Raw genomic sequence first — 26,840 nt, forward strand, 5'->3', positions numbered from 1 at the left:
ACATTCGCTTGTTAAAAGCCAAAGAGTATTACCTGACAAAAGAACTTCTTGTTGCTTAGTTTTGAAAGATTGGGCTTATTCTTTCTTTTTTAAATCTTGATTGTTTTTAATATTTGCTTGCTTATTGTTTGTTATTTCTTAATACTTATATTTTTAGTTGTTAGTGTCTTTATATTTAATGTTTAATGTGTTTAGTTTGCTTGTGTTTGTTATTTCTTACTTATTGCGTTTTAATTTTTATGTCTTAATCGTTTGTTTTTTACGGCTTATGGTTTTTTACTTGTTGTTTTTGTTGTTTCTTATTTCTTAATGTTTGATTTTTGCTTTTGGTGTTTTTAGTGGGTCTGATCTGATTGTAATTGAATGCGTTTGGATTTGAAAACTCCGTTCTCATCAAGCATTGATGTTTAAAACCTTATTTTTATAGTTTGAAGCTTTATTTTATAGTGAAAATCATAAGGGGGTGGGGATTATTTTGCGATACCCTAAATTCTAAAACGCTTAAAAAGTTATCGTTTGGTTGGAGTCAAGTTGTTTTATAGTCAGTGCTTCATTAAAACAGAATTAAGAACAAAAACCATAGCCCACCAAACAAAGAGCTAACACCCAATAGGGGAGAAGGCTAATTGAAGAAGAGCTAATTGAAAACATGGCGGATAAGAGTTGCGTTAATTGGCAAGTTTGATGAGTAGGAAAGACTTCAAACAGCCTTGCATCGGTTTTAAGTCGGTTTTCTATCAGCCATTGGTATTGCTCCCTGAATGACCTTTCTTGCGTGAGATAATAAGCGTCTAAAAACCAAAAACATAGAAGTAGCACCCCTAAAACGCATAACCCATAAGAATTAGAAATCGCTTCTATTTTAAGGGATAAGACACCCACAGCGAGTGCGAGTGTCTATTTCTTGCACTCTAAAGAATTTTGCGCCATTCTATTGATAACGCCTTGCAAGATTTTAAGCTCTTCTATAAGGATTTTTGCTCTGTCTGTGGGGTTATGATTGTCCATATTTGCCTGATTTATCTGTTAAAGTTGAAAGTCCAGGAGCCTTTGTTGGTTTGTATTTCTGCTTCTATAATATTGCACCCTTGAGAAATACCTTTTAAACTTTCTCCAAATTTAAGGATTTGAGGCTCCATCATCAAACCCTTTTGTTCTAATTGAGAAATTTTATTTTCTATGTTTGCCACCTTTTCCTTTTGATCAAATTCTTTATAAACGCTTGCCATATCTTTAAAATCTTGCATAGAAATTGGAGTAATTTGACTTAAAACACCCATTTGAACCGCCTCTCTTACTGGAACAAAATTAACAGCACAATTATCTCTATTAAGCTTCACGCCTTGAATAGTAACGCTATCTGCTTTGGAGTCGATTTGAAACTCACCCTTACTATTCGCACTCATTTCAACCGGCGATTCACCATTCCCACAGCCCACTAAATACAATACTAAACAGCTTGCACTTAGTAATTTTTGATAAGTTTTCATTTTGTATCCTTTATTATAAGATTAAAAGCGATTTTTTTGCACAAACTATCAAGAGAGATAGGTTTAAACCTCCTTAATAAGTTTGTGACATCGTAAGAAACGCGCATGGCTTTAATGTGCGATTCCTTTAGAGTGGTGTCAGTTATAAAAGTGTTAGCGATTTTTAATTCTTCATAAATCCATGCGGAATAAGTGATTTTTAATAGATCTTGATTGCGCGATAGCCCTTGATTGGAAACGCTGTTCTTGCTTTGTAAAAACACAAAATAGGGGTATTTTTCAATCACATCTTGTAAAGATTCTCTGAGAATGAGCGTGAAAGCGTCTTCAATCTTGCTTATATCATCGTATTCTGCCAATTCGTTTAAGACATCGTCTTTATAATCCCAAAAAAGCGAATCTATAAACACTTTGCGTTTTGTTTGGTTTTCTAAATAGTTTTTAACTTCTAAAGCCTTATTTCTGTCTGCATGCGAGTGCGAGAGAAACACTTGAGCGTTTTTTAACTGCGGTTTGAACGGGCTAAAACAAGGCTTCTTTAATTTCATTGCGATTTAAAACGATGTCATCGTTAGAATATGGGGCGTTTTTAATGAGTTCGTGAATCTTTTCAGCCGCTTCATTAACTTGATGGGCTTGGTTGTTAAAAGGGCGTGCGATGGGTTTTAAAATACTTTGATTTTCACTACTATCTAAATCAACCACAAAGGCTTTCATGATATATTTTCCTTTAATATTTTTATGAAATTCTCAAACCTTTATAAATACGATTTTAAGTTCCCTTTAAAATCTTTTGATTATAGTAGACTTAGACTTAGCTTAAGAGCGCTTGAATTTTGGGGTGTTGGGGGTTGTTAGAATAGCTAAAAACCACCGCTAAAAAAAGCTTTTTACAAACAAAAAGGGCGTATAAAATTTACAATGACCCTAAAAAGCGCAAAAAAACAACAAAAACAATCTAAAAAACCTCTTCGCACGCCTTTTTGTCTTTATGGAGTAAGCATTCTTTTTGCAGCTCTATAAAACGCTTTTTCCTTTCTTCTTCGGTCATATTGTCAGGCTTTTCAATAGGGTGTGGAAGAGGGCGTGAAAGAGAGTGTGAAATCTTTGAAGTGGGGGTATTGAATTTGGGTGCATACCCTAGTTTATTGACTGCATAAAAGCCTAAAGCAGCGATTAAAATAAAAATCCAATCTGTTTTTCTGATCTTAGGGCAAAATTTACACGCCATGATTTAATCCTTAAAGCATTTGAGGTATAATACACTCTTATGGTCAAATATTAAGTCTAGGAAAAGCTGCATGTGGAGTTTCATTCAAAAAATCTTTAAGGCTTTAATCATCGCACCTTTAGATTTTATCACGAAGTATTTCAAGTCGTTTGTGCTGTTATTGATTGTGTTAGTCTTTTTTAGCGCTAAAGAAAGCGCGCCAAGCGCCCCGCCCAATCTCGCTAAACTCTATTTAAATGGGGCGATTTTTAGCACCGAGGATTTTGACAAAGAAGTGGATAAAATCTTAAAAACCCCTAGCATTAAGGGCGTTTTGCTTTTGATTGATTCTCCTGGTGGGGCTGTGTCAGCGAGCGTGGAATTGAGCGAAAAAATCGCTGATTTGAAGCAAAAAATGCCCGTTTTAGCGTATGCTAGGGGGATTATGGCGAGCGGGAGTTATTATGCGGGCATGCAAGCGAGCGAAGTTTATGCCTCTAAAGCGAGCTTGATAGGATCCATTGGGGTGATTTTTTCTAGCGCGAATGTGGAAAATTTGCTCAATAAAGTCGGCGTAGCCACTCAAGGCGTGCATGCGGGCGAATATAAAGAAATAGGCACCTTCACCAGAGCATGGAAACCTAACGAAAAAGAATTTTTGCAAAATTTAGTCAATGAGCAATACCAAATGTTTGTGGATGATGTCGCTAAAGCCAGGAAATTAAACGCTAAGGATTATAAGGATTTTGCTGAAGGGAAGGTCTTTAGCGCTCAAAACGCTCTAAAATTAAAACTCATTGATAAAATCAGCACGATCAAGCAAGCGCAAAATCGCTTAATGGAATTGAGTAAGGTTAAAAAAGCCTATTGGCTGGAAAAAAGCCCTATGGAGCGTTTTATTGAAAAAGCCACGCAATCGGTTACAAGCATCATCACGCAAGCGTTTGGTTATCAATTATTAATGAGATAAAGATGTTAGAATTTATTTTAAAAATTCAAGCCAAAGACGCTAAAGGTCTAGTGAGCGCCATTAGCGCCACTATCGCCAACAAGGGCTATAACATCGTCAAAAACGATGAATTTGTTGATCCCTTAAAGCAGCGCTTTTTCATGCGGCTAAAAATCCAAAAAGAAATGAAGCCCTTGAATACTGAAATTAAAGAGCAAGAAGAGCGATCCTTAAAAACCGCTCTTTTTAAAGCCCTAGAAAACTTTAGCGAACTATTGATTGAAGTCATTTTAACGCATAAAAAAAACATCATTTTACTCGCCACTAAAGAGAGCCATTGCTTAGGGGATTTGCTCTTAAGGGTGTATGGGGGGGAATTGAACGCTCAAATTTTAGGCGTTATTTCTAATCATGAGATTTTACGCCCTTTAGTGGAAAAATTTGACATCCCTTATTTTTACGCGCCTTGCGTTGATCAAATTTTGCATGAAAAAGAAGTTTTAGCAATCATTAAAGACCTGGAATTAAAACACAAAGTGAGCGCGGATCTGCTCGTTTTAGCCAAATACATGCGCATTTTAAGCCATGATTTTACGAAGCGCTATGAAAATCAGATTCTCAATATCCATCATAGTTTCTTGCCCGCATTCATTGGGGCTAACCCTTACCAGCAAGCGTTTGAAAGGGGTGTGAAAGTCATCGGAGCTACGGCGCATTTTGTGAATGAAAGCCTTGATGCCGGGCCAATTATCATACAAGACACTCTGCCCATTAACCACAATTACAGCGTGGAAAAAATGCGCCTAGCGGGTAAGGATATAGAAAAACTGGTTTTGGCTAGGGCTTTAAAACTCGTTTTAGAAGATCGGGTGTTTGTGCATGAAAACAAAACGGTGGTGTTTTGAATGCTTTTAGATTGCAGCAATCTCAATGAAGAACCCCTAAAAGCGCAGATCAAAGCCGAGTTCTTTAAGGATAAAAAATTCCTTTATAGCGGGGATAAAATAGATTTCATGTTAAGCTATAAGCATTCTAACGCCACCTTACCCATTTTATGGGGCGAAGCTAAAAGGGGCGATTTTGATGATTTGGACAAAGCTTTCACGCAACTTCTTTTAACCATAGGCAAGCACAGGCTTTATACCCACCACACGCCACCTTATTTGTGCGCTTTTAACGCTTTTAAAATAGAATTTATCGCCTTTGATGACACGATCACAAGCTTTTTTTATAAAAGCGATATAGATTTTTCTATCCCCCCAAGCAACCACAACACAGAAGGTTTTAAACACGCTTTAGACGCGTTTAAAGCCATGTGTAAACCCCATAAATCGGTTTTTGACTTTAAAACCCAAAGCCAAGAATGCAAAGAATTTATCAAAAAGCATTTAAATTCTAGCCATTTACTCAGCAAAATCCAAATTGACAAAAACAATTTCTTTACGATCTATCAAAAGTGGCTTGAAATTGTCAAACCCACCATTGACATAAATTGGGAGGTGGCTAAAACTAAAGACATTTTAGACGCAGACTATTATTTAGCGGATTTGCTTAGCGATGGCGATAAAACCATTATTGAGAAATTGCAAACGATTTTAAGCTCTAGCTATTATAAATTGAATAGGGGCATGAATGAATTGGGTAAAATGGATTTTATGGAAGTTGGTTTCACGGATAACCAACAAGCCCATCAAGAATTCTGGAGCGTTTATGAAAGGCCTCCTAAATTAGAGTTTCAAGCTTCTATTTTAGAGCGGCGCGACTTGTTAGTGCCAAGCGATGTGAGGGAAAGGAAAGGGGCGTATTTTACCCCTAAAATCTGGGTAGAAAAGAGTCAAGAATATTTAGCTAAAGCTTTGGGGCAAGATTATCAAGAGAATTATATCATTTGGGATTGCGCTGGGGGGACTGGGAATTTGCTTCAGGGTTTATTGAATAAGGCCAATTTATATCTATCCACTTTAGATCATAACGATGTGGCAATCGTTAAAGATCTGGCTGCAAAAAACCACTTGAAATTACTGGAAAATCATGTTTTCCAATTTGACTTTTTAAACGATGATTTTAAGAGCGATAAAGTGCCAAAAAGCTTGCAAGAAATCTTAAAAGACCAAGAGAAACGAAAAAGGCTCATTATTTACATCAACCCGCCTTATGCGGAAGCGGGCAACAAAGCTAAAATGAGCGGCACAGGCGAACACAAAACCAAAGTCGCAAGAAACAATAAGGTTTATGAAACTTATAAAGATCTTTTAGGGTCTGGGGCTAACGAACTTTTCGCTCAATTTTTCATGCGCATTTATAAGGAATTGGATGGCTGCATCATGGCGAGTTTTTCAACGCTCAAATACCTTAATTCTAGCCATTTTAAAAAATTCAGAGAAGTTTTTAAGGCTAAATTTTTAGAGGGGTTTATGGTGCCTGCGGATGGCTTTGATAACGTGACAGGGCAATTCCCCATTGGCTTTTTAGTCTGGGATACCGCTACCCCCCCCCCCTTTTTTTTAAAACCAACCAACGCGTTCAATTTAGAAGTGTTTGACTCCTCTGGCGGATTTTTGAGGTATAAAACTATACGCTCGTGCAATAAGGTTCTATTTTTAGCGGATTATTTACAAAAGTTTCAGCCAACAAAAAAAGATACTATTCTTGGTTATTTAGATCCTGGCCGCAATAGTTTTCAACATCAAAATTTAGTCCATATTAGTGTTATTGACAAATCAGAACAATCGCATGTAAAATATTTTCCAATCATTACAACTACAATATTATTAGTGTCTGTATTTTTCTCCATCCGCCATTGCATCAAAGCCACATGGCAAAACGACAGGGATCAATTCTACGCCCCTTATGATGACGCTTTCCAAGACGACAGCGAATTTAAAAACAATTGTTTGATTTTCATGCTTTTTCACACCCAAAACCGCATCACTACCGCTCAAGGGATCAATCATTTTATCCCCTTTAGCGAAACTGAAGTCAATGCCAAAGAAAGATATTCTAGCCACGCTTTATTAGACTTTTTAAAAGGCGAAATCAAAGAACCTAAAAAGAGCGATAGCCTCTTTTTAAACGCCAAAAAAGAAAACAAGCCCCTGAAATTCAGCCCGAGCGCTTCAAGGGTGTTTGACGCTGGCAGAGAGATCTATCGCTATTACCACGCCCAAGATCTCACTAACCACGACTATAACGCTAATGCCAGCTTGTATGATATTAAAGAATTTTTTCAAGGCCGTAACGCGCAAGGTAAATTAAATTCACCCGCTAAAGCTAAAGATGAATATTACAAACAGCTTTACGCTAACTTGCAAGACGCCCTAAAAGATCTCGCCAAAGAAATACAGCCTAAAGTCTATGAATACGGGTTTTTAAGGGAGTAGTTTTTAAGACAAATGATCAAAAAGCTAGAGCAAGCGGTATTTTTTAAAAGCACTCTATGAGGGGATTTAGTTTTATAGAGGGGAGAATTATTTCTATCCCCTAAAGAAAATAAGTTTTACAACAAAATGACCAACGCCCCAAAAGTCAAGGACAAACCCGCTTCATAAGGAAACCCCTAAGCTTAAAAGCTTAAGGGAACGCTCTTAGAAAAATCAGCGTTTCACAGAAACGATCACTTTAAGCCCCAAAAAAGCAAACTCAAAGTATAATGTTTTCCAAGAGCGTTTGCCACTTTTGTGTTTCATGGCATGCTCCTTTTGACATAGGATTTGCCCCATATCGTAACTATGGGGCGTGATGAGATTTTACAACAAACCCCCTTAAAACGCCCCTAGATCGCATCCAATGCACATGCCAAACCATGAAGTTTTACGCCCCATTATGACCACTCATTAATAAACCTAATCTTTATTGGATAGAAAACAGAGCCATTTGACAAGCATCAAAAAGAGGGATTTTAAAAGTTTAAAAATCTAATGGAGTTAAAAGGGTTGGTTTGAATTGATAGATTTACTGGATCAAAAGAGCTAAAAGCCAGGAGTAGCCCTAAGGCCGCCCCATAAACGCCCCAATCAATATTGTTGGTTTTGTTGTTGTGCTTTTTGTTGTTGTTGCTGGTGTGCTTGTTGTTGTTGCTGTTGTTGAGCTTGTTGCTCTGCTTGTTGTTCGGCGTGTTGTTGCGCGTTATGGTGATGGTGTTCGCCGCCGTAGTAATGGTGGTGGTGTGCGTGGTGATGGTGGTGGTGTTGGCTGTTAGCCTGTTGTTGTTGCTGTTGTTGCGCTTGGTGTTGTTGTTCATGGTGTGCCATGATGACTCCTTTAATTGAAATTTAAATTCTAGCTCATTGGCTAGGATTTCATTTTATAATGCAAAATCTAACCAATTATTAACGAAAAAGATTTTAATACTAATTTTTAATACGAGCGCCACGAGTGTTAATTGAAGCGCTCCTATTGTCAAAACTACCAACATCTTTGAATGAAAAAAGCTATAATAGCTATAATAAAGAAGTTGCATTAAAAAGGAAAGACAAATCCCCTTTTTAAGGTATAATACTAGGAATTAAAAGCGTGCTATGGTAGTAGCTAAAAAGTCTTTAGGACAGCATTTTTTAACGGACGAGTCGTTTTTAGACAGAATCGTTAATGCTTTGCCTCCCTTAAATTCGTTAAGATTAATTGAAATCGGCGTGGGGTTAGGGGATTTGACTCTCAAGTTGTTGGATCGCTATCCTTTAAAGACTTATGAGATAGACAGCAATTTGTGCGAGAAAATGCGATCAAAACTAAAGGCACAAAAAAAGCCTTTTAAATTAGAATTGGTAGAAAAAGACGCTCTTTTTTTAAAAGAAGAAGAGCCTTATTTTTTGATTTCTAATTTGCCTTATTATATCGCTACCAGGCTTGTTTTAAACGCGCTCAAAGACCCTAAATGCAGGGGCTTATTGGTGATGACGCAAAAGGAAGTGGCACTCAAATTTTGCGCTAAAGATTCACAGAACGCTTTAAGCGTTTTAGCTCACACAATAGGGAACGCTACCCTTTTGTTTGATGTGCCGCCTAGCGCGTTTAGCCCGCCTCCAAAGGTGTTTTCTAGCGTGTTTGAAGTGATCAAAGAGCCGCTGAAAGAGAAGGCGTTGGCTTCATTAGCCCAAGCGCCATTTTTTGAAGAAGCCCTACAAAAAGGGTTTGAAACATTAGAAGATTTTTTGAAAGCTTGTTTCTCATCTCCTAGGAAGACGCTTTCAAACAATCTTAAAAAAAGCGTTTCTTATAAAGAAAAGCTTGATAAGGTGTTAGATTTTCTAGCGTTAGAAAACCAACCAACAAGCGTGAGGGCGTCTGAGGTAAAAGATTATCTCAAGCTCTTAAAATCCGTTTTAAAAGGCTAGTGCCTTTTTAAAAATTGAAAGATAAAAATTGAAATAAAGGAATAATCGTTATGACTGATAACAACCAAAATAATGAAAACCATGAAAACAGCAGTGAAAACTCAAAAGATCACCATGAGGCGCGAGCTGGGGCGTTTGAGCGATTCACCAACCGCAAAAAGCGTTTCAGAGAAAACGCGCAAAAAAACGCAGAGTATTCAAACCATGAAGCGCCCTCGCACCATAAAAAAGAGCATCGCCCCAACAAAAAACCAAACAACCACCACAAACAAAAACATGCCCCCCAAAAAACACGAAATTACGCCAAAGAAGAGTTGGATAACAACAAAGTAGAGGGCGTTACGGAAATTTTGCATGTGAATGAGAGAGGGACTTTAGGCTTTCATAAGGAACTCAAAAAGGGCGTTGAAGCGAATAACAAGATTCAAGTGGAGCATTTAAATCCGCATTATAAGATGAATTTAAACTCTAAAGCGAGCGTTAAGATCACGCCTTTAGGGGGCTTGGGCGAAATTGGGGGGAACATGATGGTCATTGAAACCCCAAAAAGCGCGATCGTGATTGATGCGGGCATGAGCTTCCCTAAAGAAGGGCTTTTTGGCGTGGATATTTTAATCCCGGATTTTTCCTATTTGCACCAAATCAAGGACAAAATCGCCGGCATTATCATCACCCATGCCCATGAAGATCACATAGGGGCCACGCCTTATTTGTTTAAAGAGTTGCAATTCCCCCTTTATGGCACGCCTTTGAGTTTGGGGCTGATTGGGAGCAAGTTTGATGAACATGGTTTGAAAAAATACCGCTCGTATTTTAAAATCGTAGAAAAGCGCTGCCCCATTAGCGTGGGCGAATTTATCATTGAATGGATCCACATCACGCATTCTATCATTGACAGCAGCGCTTTGGCGATCCAAACTAAAGCCGGAACGATCATCCACACCGGCGATTTTAAGATTGATCACACTCCAGTGGATAATTTGCCCACGGATTTGTATCGTTTGGCGCACTATGGCGAAAAGGGGGTGATGCTTCTTTTAAGCGATTCCACGAACTCCCATAAATCCGGGACCACGCCGAGTGAAAGCACCATAGCGCCGGCTTTTGATACCCTTTTTAAAGAAGCGCAAGGGAGGGTGATTATGAGCACCTTCTCTAGCAATATCCACCGGGTCTATCAAGCCATACAATACGGCATCAAATATAACCGCAAGATCGCTGTGATCGGGCGCTCTATGGAAAAAAACCTAGACATCGCTAGAGAATTAGGCTATATCCATTTGCCTTATCAATCTTTTATTGAAGCCAATGAAGTCGCTAAATACCCGGACAATGAAGTCCTAATCGTAACGACCGGCTCGCAAGGCGAAACCATGAGCGCGCTTTATCGCATGGCGACTGATGAGCACCGCCACATTTCTATCAAACCCAACGATTTAGTCATCATTTCCGCTAAAGCCATTCCTGGCAATGAAGCGAGCGTTTCAGCGGTGTTGAATTTCTTGATCAAAAAAGAAGCTAAAGTGGCTTATCAAGAATTTGACAATATCCATGTGAGCGGGCATGCCGCCCAAGAAGAGCAAAAGCTCATGCTAAGACTCATTAAGCCTAAGTTTTTCTTACCCGTGCATGGGGAATATAACCATGTCGCACGCCACAAACAAACCGCTATTGCTTGCGGGGTGCCTGAAAAAAATATCTATTTAATGGAAGATGGTGATCAGGTGGAAGTTGGCCCTGCGTTCATTAAAAAAGTCGGCACCATTAAAAGCGGTAAAAGCTATGTGGATAACCAAAGCAATTTGAGTATTGATACAAGCATCGTGCAGCAAAGAGAAGAAGTCGCTAGCGCTGGGGTGTTTGCGGCTACGATTTTTGTGAATAAAAACAAACAAGCGCTTTTAGAAAGCTCTCAATTTTCCAGTTTAGGGCTTGTGGGTTTCAAAGATGAAAAGCATTTGATTAAAGAAATTCAAGGGGGCTTAGAGGTATTACTGAAATCCAGCAACGCCGAAATTTTGAATAACCCTAAAAAATTAGAAGATCACACTCGTAATTTCATCAGAAAAGCGCTCTTTAAAAAGTTTAGAAAATACCCGGCTATCATTTGTCATGTCCATTCTTTTTGATTGTAACGCTACCGCTATACAAGTCTTAAGAGATGAAGCGAGCGCGCTTTTAGAAAGCGTTGGACAATTCCAAAAACCCAACGATTTAGAAGCCATTGTCAAACTCATTTTAAAGAGCCAAGAAAAGGGGGGCAAGCTTGTGATAGTGGGCGTGGGTAAGAGCGCTTTAGTGGCGCAAAAAATCGCTGCTTCCATGCTAAGCACCGGTAACAGGAGCGCGTTTTTACACCCCACAGAAGCCATGCATGGGGATTTGGGTATGGTGGAAAAAAACGATGTGATTTTAATGATTAGCTATGGGGGCGAGTCTTTAGAATTATTGAATCTAGTGAGCCATTTAAAACGCTTAAGCCATAAAATCATCACTTTCACTAAAAGCCCTAATAGTTCGATCTCTAAACTTGGCGATTATTATTTGAGTTTGAAAATTAAAAAAGAAGCTTGCCCGATCAACACCGCTCCAACGACTTCCACCACCCTAACTTTAGCGTTAGGCGATGTTTTAATGGCATGCTTGATGCGAGCGAAAAATTTTAGCCAAGAAGATTTTGCCTCCTTTCATCCGGGCGGGCTTTTGGGCAAAAAGCTTTTTGTCAAGGTTAAAGACTTATTACAAACCACGAACCTCCCCCTAATCGCCCCTAACACAAGTTTTAAAGACGCGCTCATAGAAATGAGTGAAAAACGATTAGGCAGCGCGATTTTAGTCAATGAGGCTAACGAGCTTGTGGGGGTATTAAGCGATGGCGATGTCCGTAGGGCACTATTAAAAGGGCTTAGTTTGGAGAGCGAAGTGAGGCATTTTGCCACCTTAAAACCTAAAAGCTTTAAGAATTTAGACGCCCTTCTTTTAGAAGCGTTAGAATTTTTAGAGCGCCATAAGATCCAGCTTTTGGTGTGCGTAGATGATTGTAATAAGGTTTTAGGAGTCTTGCACTTGCACCAACTTTTAGAATTAGGGCTTAAAGCATGAAAGCGAGCATTTATGATTTCACTCTAAAGGAATTGAGCCAGCTTTTAAAACCAAGCTTTAGGGCTAAACAGCTTTATTTGTGGCTCTATGCGAAGTATAAAACAAGCTTTAAAGACATGCAAAATAATTTTTCAAAAGATTTTATCGCTTATTTGGAGCAAGAATTTACTTTGCGCACGATAGAAATCACGCATGTGAGAGAGAGCGTTGATGGCTCTAAAAAATACCTTTTTAAATCTTTAAAAGATAACCATACTTTTGAAGCGGTGTTGTTGAAAATGAAGGATAAAAAGATTGATGAAGAGACGAACGCTATTTTAGAGGGGGAAAAATACACCGTATGCGTGTCTTGTCAAATCGGCTGTCAAGTGGGTTGCTCGTTTTGTTTCACTCAAAAAGGCGGTTTTGTAAGAAACTTAAAAGCGAGCGAGATCATCCAGCAAGCCCTACTCATTAAAGAAGACAATAACCTCCCCATTGAAAAAGCGCTCAACATTGTTTTTATGGGAATGGGCGAGCCTTTGAATAATTTAGATGAGGTGTGTAAAGCGATTGAGATTTTTAATACCGGCATGCAAATTTCACCTAAAAGAATCACCATTTCCACGAGTGGCGTGGCCGATAAAATCCCTATTTTAGCGGGCAAAAATTTAGGCGTGCAATTAGCCATATCCTTACACGCCGTAGATGACAAAACGCGCTCATCTTTAATGCCCTTGAATAAAAAATACAACATTGAATGCGTTTTGAATGAAGTGAGGAAATGGCCTTTAGAACAGCGCAAAAGAGTGATGTTTGAATACCTTTTGATCAAAGATTTAAACGATGGCCTGGATTGCGCTAAAAAACTTTTAAAACTTTTAAACGGCATTAAATCCAAAGTGAATTTGATTTTATTCAACCCGCATGAAGGCTCTAAGTTTGAACGCCCTAGCTTAGAGAGCGCTAGAATGTTTGCGGATTTTTTAAACTCCAAAGGCTTATTATGCACCATTAGAGAGTCTAAAGCCTTGGATATTGAAGCGGCTTGCGGGCAATTGAGAGAGAAAAAACTCTCTCAGCAAATTTGAAAACTCTTTTTTCAAAATTTAGGGAATATGGATTAAAAATTAGCGCTAAATTTTCTTTCATTAACAATTAATTAGATTTTATATTGTAGAATAAAATCCTAGCCAGTGAGCTAGAATTTAAATTTTTAATCAAAGGAGTCATCATGGCACACCATGAAGAACAACACGGCGGGCACCACCACCACCATCACCACACACACCACCACCACTATCATGGCGGTGAACACCACCATCACCACCACAGCTCTCATCATGAAGAAGGTTGTTGCAGCACTAGCGATAGTCATCATCAAGAAGAAGGTTGTTGCCACGGGCATCACGAGTAATATCGGTGTGGCTAGGGGCAACTTGACTAGGGTTGTCTCTGGCTTTTGATTTTAAAATGCAATTGTTCCATTCTAATCCGTTCTGATCAAGCCTATTAAATCCAATCCAACCAACACGCTTGATTTTTATTTTTACAAACGCTTATCAATGGTGAAGTGCCCAACCGCTAAAGACGATTGGGCTTCCTAGGCTGATGTTGCCCGTAGGGGAGTTTGGTTCTCACTCTGTGTCCCTATAGTAGGGATTTTACAGAGTTTGAGCTCCAACGCATTCCCTACAGGTCTCACACATCATATCTCCAAAGGCGTAACTTTGCACACTTCCTGCGCTAGATACGAATGTATGGGGATATTATACCACGAATTGGTAGCATTCATCCCAAACGCTAAAGATATTTGGGATTTCTGCTTGGGTGGTTAAAAATACTCATCAATGCCTATAAAAAGTAATTTTTTATCCAATAATATTGTTAAGACTTTTAATTTAAGCTTCAACATTTTACAATATTCAAAATATTAAAACAATTTTTCAATCAAGGAAAGGGTATGCAAGTTACCCCTCCCCATTTTTTAAAACCCAATAAGAAATTTTTATTTTTAGCTTTTTGTTCTGCGCTAGGGTTTAATCTTAGCCACGCTATAGATGAGAGCGAGCTTAATAAACTCGTTGGAAAGAAAGTTCAAGAAGCTTTAGCGAAAGAAAAAGCTAAGGCTAAAAATCAAAGAGTGGATAAAAGCGCTTTTTTTGCCGGTCTTGGCTATAGCGGGATGTTTTCATGGAATTTAGCTTATAAAGATAGTTTTGTTTTGCTGCCTCACTCTCACTTCAATTTTGGTGGAAGACTCTTAGAAAGAAAAGATCCCAGCACCATCTTAAACGGCTTTAATTTTAAGGTGGGGTATCAGTATGCCGCTCCTGTTAAGATTAAAAAAATGGGTTTTGGCGTTAGGGGAGGGTTCCAATATTCCTATAAAGCGGGCAATTACATGGAAAAAGATAAATACCAACAATACTTATTTGGAGTGATACCCATAATAAGTCCTGTTTCTTCTTTTAATGGTGGTATGATAACAATGTCAACTTACAGCTTTTTGTTAGATTTTTTACACAATGTGTATGAAAATGAGAAGTTTTTCATCGGTTATTTTATAGGGGCTGGGTTAGGGGGTGAGAGCGTAACAGCCAATGTTCTTAAAGATTTTGGTTATATTAGCGCAATTAGCGCAATTTCAGGGCTATGGCTCACTAGGGCTAAGGATGGGCGATAAGCGCCACACGCTAAAATTGAGTGCGAGCATCATGGCGATGCTCCTAGTTGTTCTTTAAAAAAGCTAAAGACTTGCGAAAGCGTGAGGGTTTTACAAGCAAAAATCCCTAGGGGCATTTTTGAAAGCTATGTTACTTGGAGTGCGGATTATGTTTATCGTTTTTAAAAGTTTTTAAAAATTTAATGGCTTTGTTCCAATTGAATAGGGATAACAAAATCTAAAAAATGTTTTAAGCGTCTTTTACAATCTAATCATAAAGGGCTTACGAAAAGCGAGCGATCGCTTCATGTTTCATTGTTCCAACTCCCATGCGTCTTTAAAAGAAGCGTTTTTAAGCTTTAAATTCAAGCTCCCTTCAATCCATTGGGTATTAGCCCCCTTTTCGTTGTTGTCAAACAAGAACACCCCCAAAAACCCTCTAGGGGTTTTAATCAGGCTCAATTCCACGCTAGGAAGAATGATTTGGCTGTCAGGTTTGACTTCAAAGGCCAGGAAAAAGGGGCGGTTATTTTTAAAATCATAGCCATTTTTGGTGTATGAATAGCCAGGGGCGCTTTGCAAGATGCCCTTTTGAGTTTCCACGCTAAAAGAATCCAAGTAATAAAACCCAGGCTCTAGCTTGAACGATTGGACTTTGGCTAAAGTATAGCGGTTTTTCCATAAAGGCATGAAACGATTACTCCCTAGCATGAATAAAGGCCCCCTAGGGTCTTTGAGCTTTGCTTTGGGGTTTTCTTTAAGCGCTTCATTGTGTTTGGCAACAACTCCTCTATCCACTTTGCGCCAATAAGTGCGCACGCTCTGGCCTTGATGCGCGATATAAAGATTCACCAAACCAGAATGATGGCCTTTAGGGGGCAAACAAGAGGCTAATAAAAAAGCCAATAACAAACTCACAGCATGAAACTTCAAGCAAATTCCTTAAAAAGAGTGGTGGCTGAATGCTAACATGCTAAAACTAAAACCCTAATAAGTTATGGCTAAAAACTTAAAGAATAGGGTAAAATAAACGCATGCGAATAGACAAATTTTTACAATCAGTGGGTTTAGTGAAGCGGCGCGTTTTAGCGACAGATATGTGCAACGTAGGGGCGGTGTGGCTCAATGGGAGTTGCACTAAGCCCAGTAAAGAAGTGAAAATTGGCGATGTGATTAGTTTGCATTATTTAAAAGGGATAGAAGAATGCACGATTTTACAAATCCCCACTTTAAAAAATGTGCCGCGAAAAGACACGCACCTTTATATCGCTCCTAAAACAAAAGAAAAATAAAGCAAAGGATAAATATAATGAAAGAATACAAAGATACCTTAAACTTAAACGAAACCACCTTTTCTATGAAAGGGAATTTGAGCGTCAATGAGCCTAAAACTTACGCCAAATGGCAAGAGCAACAAGCGTTCAAACGCATGCAAAATAGGAAAGATAACCATGGGGATTTCACCTTGCATGACGGGCCGCCTTATGCGAACGGGCATTTGCATTTAGGGCATGCCTTAAATAAGATTTTAAAAGACATTGTTATTAAAAGAGAATATTTTAAAGGGAAGAAAATCTATTACACGCCCGGTTGGGATTGCCATGGCTTGCCCATTGAGCAGCAAATTTTAGAACAATTGGAAAAGGAAAAAACAAGCCTAGAAAACCCCACGCTGTTTAGAGAAAAATGCCGAGATCATGCGAAGAAATTTTTAGAAATCCAAAAGAATGAATTTTTGCAATTAGGCGTTTTGGGGGATTTTGAAGATCCTTATAAAACCATGGATTTTAAATTTGAAGCGAGCATTTATAGGGCTTTAGTGGAAGTGGCTAAAAAAGGGCTTTTGAAAGAACGCCACAAGCCTATTTATTGGAGTTATGCATGCGAGAGCGCTTTAGCGGAAGCTGAAGTGGAATACAAAATGAAAAAATCGCCCTCCATTTTCGTGGCGTTTGGTTTGAAAAAGGAGAGTTTAGAAAAGTTAAAAGTCAAAAAAGCGAGCTTAGTGATTTGGACGACCACGCCCTGGACTTTGTATGCGAATGTGGCGATCGCTTTGAAAAAAGACGCTGTTTATGCACTCACCCAAAAAGGCTATTTAGTCGCTAAAGCCTTGCATGAAAAATTAGCCGCTTTAGGGGTGGTGGATAATGCGATCACGCATGAATTTAATTCCAATGATTTAGAGTATTTAGTGGCTATAAACCCGCTCAATCAAAGGGATTCGCTCGTGGTTTTAGGGGATCATGTGAGTTTAGAAGATGGCACAGGAGCCGTGCATACCGCGCCTGGGCATGGTGAAGAGGACTATTATTTAGGCTTAAGATACAATTTAGAAGTGTTAATGTCTGTAGATGAAAAGGGTTGTTATGATGAGGGCATTATCCATAACCAATTATTAGATGAAAGCTATCTGGGCGAGCATGTTTTTAAGGCTCAAAAACGCATTATAGAGCAATTGGGCGATTCTTTATTGCTAGAGCAAGAGATTGAGCATTCCTACCCGTATTGCTGGAGGACGCACAAGCCTGTGATTTACAGAGCGACCACGCAATGGTTTATTTTAATGGATGAGCCTTTCATGCAAAATGATGGCACTCAAAAAACCTTAAGAGAAGTGGCTTTGAATGCGATTGAAAAGGTGGAATTTGTACCAAGTAGCGGGAAAAACCGCCTAAAAACCATGATAGAAAACCGCCCTGATTGGTGCTTGAGCCGGCAAAGAAAATGGGGCGTGCCACTGGCCTTTTTCGTAGACAAACGCACGAATAAGCCTTGTTTTGAGAGCGAAGTTTTAGAGCATGTGGCGAATCTTTTTGAAAAAAAAGGCTGCGATGTGTGGTGGGAGTCTAGCGTAAAAGATTTATTACCCCCTAATTATCAAGATAACGCCAAGCATTACGAAAAAGTCATGCACATTTTAGACGTGTGGTTTGATAGCGGTAGCACCTTTAAGGCGGTTTTAGAAGACTATCATGGAGAAAAAGGGCAAAGCCCTAGCGATGTGATTTTAGAAGGGAGCGATCAGCATAGGGGGTGGTTTCAAAGCTCGCTTCTAATCGGTTGTGTTTTAAACAACCAAGCCCCTTTTAAAAAAGTCATTACGCATGGCTTTATCGTAGATGAAAAGGGCGAGAAAATGAGTAAATCTAAGGGCAATGTGGTGTCTTTGGACAACTTGCTCAAAAAGCATGGGAGCGATGTGGTGCGCTTGTGGGTGGCGTTTAATGACTATCAAAACGATCTAAGGGTCTCTCAAACCTTTTTCATTCAAACAGAACAGCATTATAAAAAATTCCGCAACACCCTAAAATTCTTACTCGCCAATTTTAGCGATATGGATCTCAAGAATTTAGAACGCCCCCATGACTTCAGCCCTTTAGATCATTTTATATTAGAGGCTTTAGAAACAACAAGCGTTGGAGTCAATAGCGCGTTTGAAGAGCATGATTTGGTGAAGGGATTGAATGGTTTAATGGCGTTTGTTACCAATGAATTGAGCGGGATTTATTTAGACGCTTGCAAGGACAGCTTGTATTGCGATAGCAAAAATAATAAAAAACGCCAAGCCATTCAAATGGTCTTACTCGCTACAGCTAGTAAGTTGTGCTACTTTTTAGCCCCGATTTTAACGCACACGATTGAAGAAGTTTTAGAGCATAGCCAAGTGCTTCGCATTTTTTTACAAGCCAAAGATGTGTTTGATTTAAAAGACATTAGCGTTTCAGAAAAACTCCACCTTAAAGAGTTTAAAAAACCAGAAAATTTTGAAGCCGTTTTAGCCTTGCGTTCTGCCTTTAATGAAGAGTTAGACCGCTTGAAAAAAGAAGGCGTTATTAAAAATTCGTTGGAATGTGCTATTGAAGTAAAAGAAAAAGCGTTGCGTGAAAATTTAGTAGAAGAATTGCTGATGGTAAGCTTTGTGGGGATTGCAAAAGAAAAATTGAGCGAAACGCCAGCATTCACGCTCTTTAAAGCCCCCTTTTATAAATGCCCTAGGTGTTGGCGTTTCAAAAGCGAGCTAGAAAACACCCCTTGCAAGCGTTGCGAACAGGTTTTAAAAGAGCGATGATAAAAGGATAGGGCTTTTGGAAACTTTACAAACCCATAGAGTTTTACAAGCCCTAATTGGCCATTTTACCCCTTTTTTAGAAAGCGGGATCACCGAGCTGATGATCAATACTGAGCAGGAGCTTTGGCTTTATAAAATCAATAACACCCGAGAAAAAAGAGGGCATGCGCTTTTTGATAAGGCGTTTTTATTGAGATTTTGCGAGCAATTGGCCAGTTTTAGGGGGTTGTTTTTTGATGAAGAGCACCCCACTTTAAATTGCTCTATCCCTTTCACGCGCTATAGGGTGAGCGCGAATCACTTCAGCATCACTACCAATAATCAAATCACGCTCAATATCCGTGTGCCTAGGCTTAAGCCCTTAAGTTTAGAGGATTTCACTTTTAAAGCAAGCGATCCAGAAAGTTTGAAAGATTTAGCGCTTAAAGGGCATAACATTCTCATTAGCGGGGAGACTTCAAGCGGTAAAACAAGCCTATTAAACGCTCTTTTAGATTGCGTCAATAAAGATGAAAGGGTGGTGAGCGTTGAAGACAGCCAAGAATTGGATTTAAAAGCGTTCAGCAATTGCGTGGGGCTTTTAGTGGGCAAGCAAGAGAACACGCGCTTTAATTATGAAGACGCTCTCAATATGGCCATGCGCTTAAACCCAGACAGGCTCATTGTGGGCGAGATTGACACCAGGAATGCAGCGCTTTTCTTGCGTTTAGGGAATACTGGGCATAAGGGCATGCTCTCAACCATTCACGCTAATAGCGCCCAAAACACTTTAGAAGCCCTTTCACTGAATTTGAGCATGCGTTATACGCATTCTTTAGATAAGGATTTGATGCGAGCGTATTTTAAGAGTGCGATTGATGTGATCGTGCATGTGAATAGGATCAATGATGAGCGCCAGATCGCTGAAGTCTTATGGACTAAAGAGCTTTAAATGCCCCTAAAATCCTTAAAAAACCGCTTGAATCAACGTTTTGATCTATCGCCTCGCTATGGGAGCGTGAAAAAAATCATGCCCAATATCGTTTATGCGGATGGTTTTAACCCGTCTGTGGGCGATGTGGTGAAGATTGAAAAAAGCGATGGCAGCGAATGCGTGGGGATGGTGGTGGTGGCAGAAAAAGAGCAGTTTGGTTTCACGCCCTTTAATTTTGTAGAGGGGGCTAGGGCTGGCGATAAGGTGCTGTTTTTAAAAGAGGGGTTGAATTTCCCTGTGGGCCGTAATCTTTTAGGGAGGGTGCTTAATCCTTTAGGACAAGTCATTGACAATAAGGGGGCGCTAGATTATGAACGATTAGCGCCTGTCATTACAACGCCTATAGCCCCTTTAAAAAGAGGCTTGATTGATGAGGTTTTTAGCGTGGGGGTGAAGAGCATTGATGGGCTTTTGACTTGCGGTAAGGGGCAAAAACTGGGCATTTTTGCCGGCTCTGGGGTGGGCAAATCCACGCTAATGGGCATGATCACTAGGGGTTGCTTAGCGCCCATTAAAGTGATCGCTTTGATTGGGGAAAGGGGCAGAGAAATCCCTGAATTTATAGAGAAAAACTTAAAAGGGGATTTAAGCTCTTGCGTGTTGGTGGTCGCTACGAGCGATGATAGCCCTTTAATGCGCAAATACGGGGCTTTTTGCGCGATGAGCGTGGCGGAGTATTTTAAAAACCAAGGGCTAGATGTGTTGTTTATCATGGATTCAGTGACTCGTTTCGCTATGGCTCAAAGAGAGATCGGTTTAGCTTTAGGCGAACCGCCCACTTCCAAAGGCTACCCCCCATCCGCGCTTTCCTTATTGCCTCAATTAATGGAGAGAGCGGGCAAGGAAGAAAATAAGGGGAGCATTACGGCTTTTTTTAGCGTGCTAGTAGAGGGCGATGATTTGAGCGATCCTATAGCCGATCAAGCCAGGAGTATTTTAGATGGGCATATTGTCTTAAGCAGGGAATTGACCGATTATGGGATCTACCCGCCTATTAATATTTTAAACTCCGCATCAAGGGTGGCTAAAGACATTACCAGCGAGTCTCAAAACCTTTGCGCGAGAAAATTCCGCCGTTTGTATGCGTTATTGAAAGAAAATGAAATGCTCATTCGCATCGGCTCTTATCAAATGGGGAACGATAAAGAGCTTGATGAAGCGATTAAGAAAAAGGCTTTAATGGAGCAGTTTTTAGCGCAAGATGAAAACGCTTTACAGCCTTTTGAACAAAGCTTTCAGCAATTAGAAGAAATCTTAAGATAAAAGGAATATAATGGAATCACAACTCATGAAACTCGCCATTGAGACTTATAAAATCACTTTGATGATTTCTTTACCGGTATTACTAGCGGGCTTGGTGGTGGGGCTATTAGTCAGTATTTTTCAAGCGACCACTCAAATCAATGAAATGACTTTGTCTTTTGTGCCTAAGATTTTAGCCGTGATTGGGGTGCTGATTTTAACCATGCCGTGGATGACGAACATGCTTTTAGATTACACTAAAACCTTAATCAAGCTCATTCCTAAAATCATAGGCTAGAAAATGCTAGAAACCACCATTGATTTTTCCCGTTACAGCAGCGTGAAAATCGGCACGCTTTTAAAAGTGAGCGTTTTAGAAAACGATGATGAAATCTCTCAAGAACACCAGATTATCGGTTTAGCGAACAACCTTTTGATCGCTCCTGGCGTGAAAAATCTCGCCCTTTTAGGCAAAAACTACGATTATATTTGCGATCAGGGCGAATGCGTTGAAATAGGGGGAGCGGCCAATGCGTCTAAAATTTTTAATTATTTTAGGGCGAATGATTTAGAGGGTTTGGAGTTTTTAGGGCAATTGCCTGGCACTTTAGGGGCGTTAGTTAGAATGAATGCTGGCATGAAAGAATTTGAAATCAAAAATGTTTTAGAAAGTGCTTATATTAATAATGAATGGCTAGGGAGTGAAGCTTTAGGATTAGATTATCGCAGTAGCAAATTCAATGGCGTTGTTTTAAGGGCGAGGTTTAAAAAAACGCATGGCTTTAGACAAGAAGTTTTAAAAGCGTGTAAAAGCATGCGCAAAAGCCACCCCAAATTGCCTAATTTTGGGAGCTGTTTCAAAAACCCGCCTAACGATTATGCGGGCAGGCTTTTAGAGGGTGCGGGCTTAAGGGGTTATCGCTTAAAAAGAGTGGGCTTTGCCAAAGAGCATGCGAATTTTTTGGTGAATTTGGGGGGCGCAGGATTTGAAGAAGCCCTAGATCTGATAGAACTCGCCAAAACCAGAGTGTTGCAAGAATACGGTATTCATTTAGAAGAAGAAGTGAAGATTTTAAGGTAGGGTTGAAAGCTTTTTTAAAATCAATCTTACCCCTATTGATGAGAGCAGAGCCTTATTTTTCAGTCTTATCATGATCCAATCCCCCAACGACAAGTAATCCTTTTTCTTTGGGCGTCAAATTTAGGGCTAAAAAGGTTTTTACTCTCTATCTCGTCTTTAGTGCGAATGCCCACCAAAGGCAAAAGAGAATGGATTAAATCATCGCTCATGAAAGGTTTGTTTAAAGCGTTTTTAATCAATTTGACTTTCTCGGGGTGTTTTTCTTTAAAAATATCGCTCACATAAATCATAAAAGGGATTTCTAATCCCGCTTTAGAGCATCTATGCCCATAAGTGGGGCCGTTTTCAAAAACATCTTGTGCATGGTCGCTCAAATAAAACACAATAGCGTCTTTATCTTTAAAGAGGTTAAAAATCCCATTCAAAACAAAGTCGTTATAATAAAGCGAATTGACATAATCAGCGACGATTTGCTTGTCTCTATCGCTGCTTGCATGCAAATTAGAAAAAGACAAATCGCTTGGTTTGAATTTGGCGAAGCTTTTAGGGAAACGCTCGCTGTAAGTCTTGTGTGAGCCACGCAAATGGAACACGATAAAATTCTTGCTTTTTAATTGGGGTTGGACATTTTTAGAATAAAATTTCACTAGCTCTTCATCGTATGCACCATAGTTTCCTAAAATATAGTAGCGGTTTTTAGAACGATTAGAGACTAGATTTTGTGTGATCCCCCATTCATCGACGATTTGTTTTTCTAACCAAAAAGTTTCATAATGGGATCGCTTGAAAATATCTATCATGTTGTGGTAATGATACCAAGGCTTATTCGTTTCGGCGTTGCTGTAATTGAGCAGGCTTTCAAAGACATCAGAGGTGTGGGCTTCTTTGCTTATCGTGTCAGAAAACACGAACAGGTTGTTACTCTTTCTCTCTCTCGTTGGCGAGTTGGCTCAATAAGGGGTTATTAGGGGCGTTATAGCCATAGAGTTGCATGAAATTTTTGCTCACGCTTTCGCCGATGACTAAGACGACATTTGAAACATCACCCGTGCTAGAAAGATAATCGCTTGGTAAATAAAGGTTATTTAAAAAACTATAAAATTTTATGGCTTGTTGGCGATCAAACAAGCTCAAATAAGCGGAATAAAACCCCCTAGTTAAGGAAAGAGAAAACAATGATCTTTTTAAAATCGCATCGTTATTTGTAAGGGGTTTAATGTTATGAACGCTCCCTATTGTAAGGATAGAAAGCCCTAAAACGCCCGCTATCACACCAGGCACAAGCGCTCTAAAGCGAATGATTTTAATCATAATCAACAAAGCGATCAAAATAAAAGTGTAGTAAAACAAATAATTTTTATAGCTTTTTATGAACGCCATCGTTTCAAAGCTGTTTGTGGCTAAAAGCGTGTCAATCAAGCCTTTGGAAAAAGGCATTTTAAACATAAAGAGCGTAAAAATTTCAGCCACGCTAAAGATAATACCGCTTCCTATAAACAGCCATTCTAATGAATGTTGCAAGCACTTTTTAGGGATAGAAGCGGCAACATAATACACCACAAACCCGATTAAAAAAGCGCCTAAAAAGCCTTTAGAGAAAGAAAACAGATCGCTATTTTTGTAGGCGTTAGAAAGAGCGTTACAAAGAAGGAATATTAAAAATTTTTCATCTAGAGTTACGCTACTGGCAAAGAATCTTAAAAACTTCAATAATTTTTCCATGAATGTCCTTTAAGAGGGTTTGAAAACTTTTTTCAAAATATTTTTTATCCTATAACAAAAATAATCCTTAATCGTTTTTGATCGGATGTGGGTTTTAAAAGATTGCATTTGTTGGTCTTTAGCTATTTCAAGGCGTTCTTTAAAAAAATCGTTTTTAAAAGGGGTGCGAAAAAGGTTTGTAAGCCAAAAACTCGCTTCAGCTTCATAGCAAATCAAACGCCCGTTTAAAGAACTCACAGAGTGCCAGGGCTTGTGTTTGATGAAATGGAGCATGACGATGTTTTTAGGGTAGTGTTCTTTGAAAGAATCAGAATAGCAATTATAATAAATAGGCAATTCTAAAATGTGCTCTAAAAACACCATATTGATTAAACACTGCTCAGGGTAGAAAAGATCTTTCCCCCTATTTTTCAAAAACTCTAAAGCGATCTTTTCAAACCCATTTTCGCGCCACAAATCCAAATTCGCCACCAAAAAGCCCATGTTAAAGCCCTGATGGATGCGTTGTAATTCGTTAGTGCTAAAATGCGAAAAATCAATTTTAAAATTCTTACAAGTGCGCTCGCAAAAATCACAAAAGGCTTCAAAAGGAAGGTGAGAAAATGTGTCTCTCACCATGCCAAGCAATTTAGTGGGGTCGTTATCCAGCGCAAAATAAGCGCTTGCAACATCGCCTAAAAACACCGTATCCACATCTATGGAAATGATTTTAGAATAATTAGGGAAGAGCGAAGCGAGCAAAAGCCGGCACAAAACAAGAAGCCCACCATAACGCTTGGAGCAAGACTCATTAAGGTAGCTTTCTATGGAATGATCCAGCGAATCGATATTGATAAACTCTAATGAAGCGAATTTTTTAAAAGGCTCAAGGGTTTTTAAAAGCTTGTTTTGCTGCTCTAAAGTAACCCCTTTAATCAAACAATGGATTTTATACACGATGTTAGCGCTTAAAAGTTGGTTGCTTTGATTTAAAGGGCTAAAATCTATCGCGCTCGTGTGTCTGCTCGCATGGGAGAGTAAAGAATAAAGGCAAACTCCTGCCCCTAGCGCGTAATTCTTATCAAAACTCATAAAAATAGGGATAATTTGATCGGGTAAATTTTGCGTATCCATTTATCGCTCCCTTGTATCGCTTTTTGAGTGTTTTAAAATCGCATGCCTAACTTCTTTAACGCTCCCCGCATAAAGGTTATTGAATTGGGTTTTATTGAAAGTGTTTTGGCGCTTGGCTAATTTTATGGTGTTAGAGGTAATCGCTTCTTCTAGCTCTTTTAAAGTGAGTCGTTTTTCTAAAAAAAGAATGCTTTCTTTAACGCCTATGGCTTTAAAGGGCTGCGAATCTTTAGGGTATTGAGTATAGAGGGCTTTGATTTCTTCTATAAGACCTGAATGGAGCATGTTTTTGGTGCGCTGTTTGATGTTGTTTGCAAGCGCGCTTTTTTCAACAGACAGAGCGAATAAGGAGATAGCATGCTCAAAGGGTTTTTTAGGGTTAGCCTTGAAATACTCGCTTGGGGGTGTGCGGGTGGCATAAAAAATTTCTAAAGCTTTATGGATGCGGTAAGTGTCGTTTGGATGGATTTTAAAAGCCATGTTAGGGTCAATGGATTTTAAAAATATATAAGGGTTAGTGAGAGTGGCAATTTCTCGCTCTATTTTTACAACCTCTTCATTGCTCAGTTTTGGCATGCTACTCAAGCCTTCTAAAATGGATTTGAGGTAAAAACTGCTCCCTCCCACAATGAGTAAAATTTCTTTTTGGGATACTTTAATGGCGTCCTCTAAAAGGGTTTTAAAAAGGGGGGCGTTATTTTTTTCATCAATATTAAGGCAATCTAGGGCGTAATGTTTGATATTTTTTCGCTCTTTTAGGCTCGGTTTAGCCGAAGCGATATTAATGTCTTTATAAATACTCAAAGAATCCAAAGAAAAGATTTCAGCGTCCAATTCTTGGGCTAATTCAATAGAAAGAGTGCTTTTCCCGCTCCCGCTAGGCCCTAGAAGCGCGATGAGTTTCTTAGGCGTTTTGATAAGGAAGCCCTCTTTTATAAGCGTTCAAAAACCCTTCTAAATCAAATTTTTTACGGCATTCTTCGGTGAAAAGATGGATCATCAAATCCCCTAAATCCAAAATGATCCACTCTTCATTAGACTCATCTATCTGGTAAAAGACTTCGCCTAAAGGCTTAAGGGTGTTTTTTAGCGCGTCTAGTAAAGAAAGGGCATGCTTATTCGCTAGCGTGGTAGCGATAATGACATCTTCTACCAAATAGGGGGTTTTAGACAAATCAATATGTGTAATATCAAAAGCCTTTTTTTCATCTAATAAAGCTGTAATCGTTTCTATGCGTTGGTTCATGAGTTTCCTAAAAAATGGGTTAAAATAGCCTTATTATAACTTAAATCAAGGAAAGATTAATGACCCCTGAATCAAACCTCAAATCCTTAGGCGCTAAAACGCCCTATATTTTTGAATACAACAGCGATTTACTAGAAGCTTTCCCTAATCCAAACCCCAATTTAGACCCCCTAATCACGCTAGAATGCAAGGAATTTACAAGCCTTTGCCCAATCACTTCCCAGCCGGATTTTGGCGTGATTTTTATCCGCTATATTCCTAAAGATAAAATGGTAGAAAGCAAGTCCTTAAAACTCTATTTATTCAGTTACAGAAACCATGGGAGTTTTCATGAGAGCTGTATCAATACGATTTTGCTAGATTTAGCCCGATTGCTAGAGCCAAAGTATTTGGAAGTGTATGGGGATTTTGCCTCTAGGGGTGGGATTGCGATCAAGCCCTTTGTGAATTATGCGATCAAAGAATACCAGGACTTTAAAGAAAAACGCCTTTTGAATGCGAAATAACGCGCAAAGATAGGGTTTTAAGATTGAAGCCATTCCAAATTAAACGGACAGATTAGAGGGAGAATGAAAAGAGCAAGAAAAGATTAAAAAAAGAGAGCCACCCCACATGGGGGGTTTAGTTTTCTAAATTTTCAGCCTCGCCCTTATTTAACATCTC

24 protein-coding genes and 4 pseudogenes are annotated in these 26,840 nt (G+C 39.2%); 16 read left to right on the forward strand and 12 right to left on the reverse strand.

What is annotated here, in order from left to right; translation table 11 throughout:
- Positions 1-564: 564 nt before the first annotated feature.
- From G6069_RS06900 to G6069_RS06915, 4 genes and pseudogenes are all read right to left on the reverse strand, one after another.
- Positions 565-1,008: pseudogene (locus G6069_RS06900) on the reverse strand (hypothetical protein).
- 11 nt (positions 1,009-1,019) lie between these two features.
- Entirely contained in the window at positions 1,020-1,490 is a 471-nt protein-coding gene (locus G6069_RS06905) for a hypothetical protein (RefSeq protein ID WP_078264689.1), read from the reverse strand.
- A pseudogene (locus tag G6069_RS06910) lies at positions 1,487-2,207 on the reverse strand (toll/interleukin-1 receptor domain-containing protein). The gene G6069_RS06905 and the pseudogene G6069_RS06910 overlap by 4 nt, the downstream one beginning before the upstream one ends.
- Positions 2,208-2,448: 241 nt before the next feature.
- A complete protein-coding gene (locus tag G6069_RS06915) occupies positions 2,449-2,721 on the reverse strand; it encodes a hypothetical protein (RefSeq protein WP_120912378.1) in 273 nt (90 codons plus the stop codon).
- Between the two features lie 70 nt (positions 2,722-2,791).
- On the opposite strand from G6069_RS06915, the gene sppA reads away from it, so the two are divergent.
- From sppA to G6069_RS06930, 3 genes are read left to right on the forward strand one after another with little or no spacing between them, the layout of a single operon-like run.
- Positions 2,792-3,670, forward strand: coding sequence for a signal peptide peptidase SppA (gene sppA / locus G6069_RS06920; RefSeq protein WP_197293811.1), 879 nt, complete (start codon positions 2,792-2,794; stop codon positions 3,668-3,670).
- 2 nt (positions 3,671-3,672) lie between these two features.
- Positions 3,673-4,554 (forward strand): formyltetrahydrofolate deformylase, encoded by an 882-nt coding sequence (gene purU, locus G6069_RS06925; protein ID WP_197293812.1) that lies wholly within the window; start codon positions 3,673-3,675, stop codon positions 4,552-4,554.
- The gene (locus G6069_RS06930; protein ID WP_197293813.1) at positions 4,555-7,029 is read left to right on the forward strand and encodes a hypothetical protein; all 2,475 of its coding nucleotides are present in this window, start codon (positions 4,555-4,557) and stop codon (positions 7,027-7,029) included.
- A gap of 213 nt (positions 7,030-7,242) precedes the next feature.
- Here the strand turns inward: G6069_RS06930 and aapA3 are convergent, their stop codons facing one another.
- Both aapA3 and hpnL read right to left on the reverse strand, forming a co-directional pair.
- Complete coding sequence (aapA3, locus tag G6069_RS08210) at positions 7,243-7,335, reverse strand: type I toxin-antitoxin system toxin AapA3 (RefSeq protein ID WP_000681134.1); 93 nt, start codon at positions 7,333-7,335, stop codon at positions 7,243-7,245.
- Positions 7,336-7,662: 327 nt separating this feature from the next.
- A complete protein-coding gene (gene hpnL, locus G6069_RS06935; RefSeq protein WP_000930054.1) occupies positions 7,663-7,899 on the reverse strand; it encodes a nickel-binding protein HpnL in 237 nt (78 codons plus the stop codon).
- A 267-nt stretch (positions 7,900-8,166) separates the two neighbouring features.
- Between hpnL and rsmA the strand changes: the two genes are divergently transcribed.
- From rsmA to G6069_RS06965, 6 genes and pseudogenes are all read left to right on the forward strand, one after another.
- Positions 8,167-8,982: a 16S rRNA (adenine(1518)-N(6)/adenine(1519)-N(6))-dimethyltransferase RsmA gene (gene rsmA / locus G6069_RS06940; RefSeq protein ID WP_197293814.1), complete on the forward strand. Its 816-nt coding sequence runs from the start codon at positions 8,167-8,169 to the stop codon at positions 8,980-8,982.
- A gap of 50 nt (positions 8,983-9,032) precedes the next feature.
- Positions 9,033-11,111 (forward strand): ribonuclease J, encoded by a 2,079-nt coding sequence (locus G6069_RS06945; RefSeq protein ID WP_197293815.1) that lies wholly within the window; start codon positions 9,033-9,035, stop codon positions 11,109-11,111.
- Positions 11,095-12,084, forward strand: a complete 990-nt coding sequence (locus G6069_RS06950) for a KpsF/GutQ family sugar-phosphate isomerase (protein WP_197293816.1) — start codon at positions 11,095-11,097, stop codon at positions 12,082-12,084. The genes G6069_RS06945 and G6069_RS06950 overlap by 17 nt, the downstream gene beginning before the upstream one ends.
- On the forward strand, positions 12,081-13,154 hold the full coding sequence (gene rlmN, locus G6069_RS06955) for a dual-specificity RNA methyltransferase RlmN (RefSeq protein ID WP_000647776.1): 1,074 nt from the start codon (positions 12,081-12,083) through the stop codon (positions 13,152-13,154). The genes G6069_RS06950 and rlmN overlap by 4 nt, the downstream gene beginning before the upstream one ends.
- A gap of 143 nt (positions 13,155-13,297) precedes the next feature.
- Positions 13,298-13,417: pseudogene (locus G6069_RS08215) on the forward strand (hypothetical protein); the annotation flags it as partial.
- 609 nt (positions 13,418-14,026) lie between these two features.
- Positions 14,027-14,914, forward strand: a pseudogene (locus tag G6069_RS06965) (outer membrane beta-barrel protein).
- Positions 14,915-15,040: 126 nt separating this feature from the next.
- On the opposite strand, the gene G6069_RS06970 reads toward G6069_RS06965, so the two are convergent.
- Positions 15,041-15,661 (reverse strand): hypothetical protein, encoded by a 621-nt coding sequence (locus tag G6069_RS06970; RefSeq protein ID WP_197293817.1) that lies wholly within the window; start codon positions 15,659-15,661, stop codon positions 15,041-15,043.
- 101 nt (positions 15,662-15,762) lie between these two features.
- Between G6069_RS06970 and G6069_RS06975 the strand changes: the two genes are divergently transcribed.
- From G6069_RS06975 to G6069_RS07000, 6 genes are read left to right on the forward strand one after another with little or no spacing between them, the layout of a single operon-like run.
- On the forward strand, positions 15,763-16,020 hold the full coding sequence (locus G6069_RS06975) for an RNA-binding S4 domain-containing protein (protein WP_197293818.1): 258 nt from the start codon (positions 15,763-15,765) through the stop codon (positions 16,018-16,020).
- Between the two features lie 17 nt (positions 16,021-16,037).
- Complete coding sequence (gene ileS / locus G6069_RS06980) at positions 16,038-18,800, forward strand: isoleucine--tRNA ligase (protein ID WP_197293819.1); 2,763 nt, start codon at positions 16,038-16,040, stop codon at positions 18,798-18,800.
- Positions 18,801-18,816: 16 nt separating this feature from the next.
- The gene (locus tag G6069_RS06985) at positions 18,817-19,731 is read left to right on the forward strand and encodes a CpaF/VirB11 family protein (protein WP_197293820.1); all 915 of its coding nucleotides are present in this window, start codon (positions 18,817-18,819) and stop codon (positions 19,729-19,731) included.
- On the forward strand, positions 19,732-21,036 hold the full coding sequence (gene fliI, locus G6069_RS06990) for a flagellar protein export ATPase FliI (RefSeq protein ID WP_197293821.1): 1,305 nt from the start codon (positions 19,732-19,734) through the stop codon (positions 21,034-21,036).
- A 10-nt stretch (positions 21,037-21,046) separates the two neighbouring features.
- Positions 21,047-21,313, forward strand: coding sequence for a flagellar biosynthesis protein FliQ (fliQ, locus tag G6069_RS06995; protein ID WP_000445741.1), 267 nt, complete (start codon positions 21,047-21,049; stop codon positions 21,311-21,313).
- 3 nt (positions 21,314-21,316) lie between these two features.
- Positions 21,317-22,096 (forward strand): UDP-N-acetylmuramate dehydrogenase, encoded by a 780-nt coding sequence (locus tag G6069_RS07000; RefSeq protein ID WP_197293822.1) that lies wholly within the window; start codon positions 21,317-21,319, stop codon positions 22,094-22,096.
- 68 nt (positions 22,097-22,164) lie between these two features.
- On the opposite strand, the gene G6069_RS07005 is transcribed toward G6069_RS07000, so the two are convergent.
- The 5 genes from G6069_RS07005 to rsfS are packed head-to-tail and all read right to left on the reverse strand — an operon-like array spanning position 22,165 to position 26,177.
- Positions 22,165-23,004, reverse strand: coding sequence for a phosphoethanolamine transferase (locus G6069_RS07005; RefSeq protein ID WP_197293823.1), 840 nt, complete (start codon positions 23,002-23,004; stop codon positions 22,165-22,167).
- Between the two features lie 10 nt (positions 23,005-23,014).
- Positions 23,015-23,818 carry a phosphoethanolamine transferase gene (locus G6069_RS07010; RefSeq protein ID WP_197293824.1) on the reverse strand — a complete coding sequence of 268 codons (804 nt, stop codon included), beginning with the start codon at positions 23,816-23,818 and terminating at the stop codon, positions 23,015-23,017.
- Positions 23,819-23,827: 9 nt separating this feature from the next.
- On the reverse strand, positions 23,828-24,931 hold the full coding sequence (locus G6069_RS07015) for a glycosyltransferase family 8 protein (protein WP_000380965.1): 1,104 nt from the start codon (positions 24,929-24,931) through the stop codon (positions 23,828-23,830).
- The gene (miaA, locus tag G6069_RS07020; protein WP_197293825.1) at positions 24,932-25,828 is read right to left on the reverse strand and encodes a tRNA (adenosine(37)-N6)-dimethylallyltransferase MiaA; all 897 of its coding nucleotides are present in this window, start codon (positions 25,826-25,828) and stop codon (positions 24,932-24,934) included.
- 7 nt (positions 25,829-25,835) lie between these two features.
- The gene (gene rsfS / locus G6069_RS07025; protein ID WP_001076151.1) at positions 25,836-26,177 is read right to left on the reverse strand and encodes a ribosome silencing factor; all 342 of its coding nucleotides are present in this window, start codon (positions 26,175-26,177) and stop codon (positions 25,836-25,838) included.
- Positions 26,178-26,236: 59 nt separating this feature from the next.
- Between rsfS and queF the strand changes: the two genes are divergently transcribed.
- Entirely contained in the window at positions 26,237-26,683 is a 447-nt protein-coding gene (queF, locus tag G6069_RS07030; protein WP_078216899.1) for a preQ(1) synthase, read from the forward strand.
- Positions 26,684-26,840: the final 157 nt, after the last annotated feature.

The organism is Helicobacter pylori (assembly GCF_017594925.1).
GTDB classification, from domain to species: Bacteria; Campylobacterota; Campylobacteria; order Campylobacterales; family Helicobacteraceae; genus Helicobacter; species Helicobacter pylori_DP.

Excerpts from the sequence above, each read along its gene's own strand:
- G6069_RS06905 (WP_078264689.1), bottom strand. The coding sequence starts at position 1,490 with ATGAAAACTTATCAAAAATTACTAAGTGCAAGCTGTTTAGTATTGTAT.
- G6069_RS06915 (WP_120912378.1), bottom strand. The coding sequence starts at position 2,721 with ATGGCGTGTAAATTTTGCCCTAAGATCAGAAAAACAGATTGGATTTTT.
- sppA (WP_197293811.1), top strand. The coding sequence starts at position 2,792 with ATGTGGAGTTTCATTCAAAAAATCTTTAAGGCTTTAATCATCGCACCT.
- purU (WP_197293812.1), top strand. The coding sequence starts at position 3,673 with ATGTTAGAATTTATTTTAAAAATTCAAGCCAAAGACGCTAAAGGTCTA.
- G6069_RS06930 (WP_197293813.1), top strand. The coding sequence starts at position 4,555 with ATGCTTTTAGATTGCAGCAATCTCAATGAAGAACCCCTAAAAGCGCAG.
- aapA3 (WP_000681134.1), bottom strand. The coding sequence starts at position 7,335 with ATGAAACACAAAAGTGGCAAACGCTCTTGGAAAACATTATACTTTGAG.
- hpnL (WP_000930054.1), bottom strand. The coding sequence starts at position 7,899 with ATGGCACACCATGAACAACAACACCAAGCGCAACAACAGCAACAACAA.
- rsmA (WP_197293814.1), top strand. The coding sequence starts at position 8,167 with ATGGTAGTAGCTAAAAAGTCTTTAGGACAGCATTTTTTAACGGACGAG.
- G6069_RS06945 (WP_197293815.1), top strand. The coding sequence starts at position 9,033 with ATGACTGATAACAACCAAAATAATGAAAACCATGAAAACAGCAGTGAA.
- G6069_RS06950 (WP_197293816.1), top strand. The coding sequence starts at position 11,095 with ATGTCCATTCTTTTTGATTGTAACGCTACCGCTATACAAGTCTTAAGA.
- rlmN (WP_000647776.1), top strand. The coding sequence starts at position 12,081 with ATGAAAGCGAGCATTTATGATTTCACTCTAAAGGAATTGAGCCAGCTT.
- G6069_RS06975 (WP_197293818.1), top strand. The coding sequence starts at position 15,763 with ATGCGAATAGACAAATTTTTACAATCAGTGGGTTTAGTGAAGCGGCGC.
- ileS (WP_197293819.1), top strand. The coding sequence starts at position 16,038 with ATGAAAGAATACAAAGATACCTTAAACTTAAACGAAACCACCTTTTCT.
- fliI (WP_197293821.1), top strand. The coding sequence starts at position 19,732 with ATGCCCCTAAAATCCTTAAAAAACCGCTTGAATCAACGTTTTGATCTA.
- fliQ (WP_000445741.1), top strand. The coding sequence starts at position 21,047 with ATGGAATCACAACTCATGAAACTCGCCATTGAGACTTATAAAATCACT.
- G6069_RS07000 (WP_197293822.1), top strand. The coding sequence starts at position 21,317 with ATGCTAGAAACCACCATTGATTTTTCCCGTTACAGCAGCGTGAAAATC.
- G6069_RS07010 (WP_197293824.1), bottom strand. The coding sequence starts at position 23,818 with ATGGAAAAATTATTGAAGTTTTTAAGATTCTTTGCCAGTAGCGTAACT.
- G6069_RS07015 (WP_000380965.1), bottom strand. The coding sequence starts at position 24,931 with ATGGATACGCAAAATTTACCCGATCAAATTATCCCTATTTTTATGAGT.
- rsfS (WP_001076151.1), bottom strand. The coding sequence starts at position 26,177 with ATGAACCAACGCATAGAAACGATTACAGCTTTATTAGATGAAAAAAAG.
- queF (WP_078216899.1), top strand. The coding sequence starts at position 26,237 with ATGACCCCTGAATCAAACCTCAAATCCTTAGGCGCTAAAACGCCCTAT.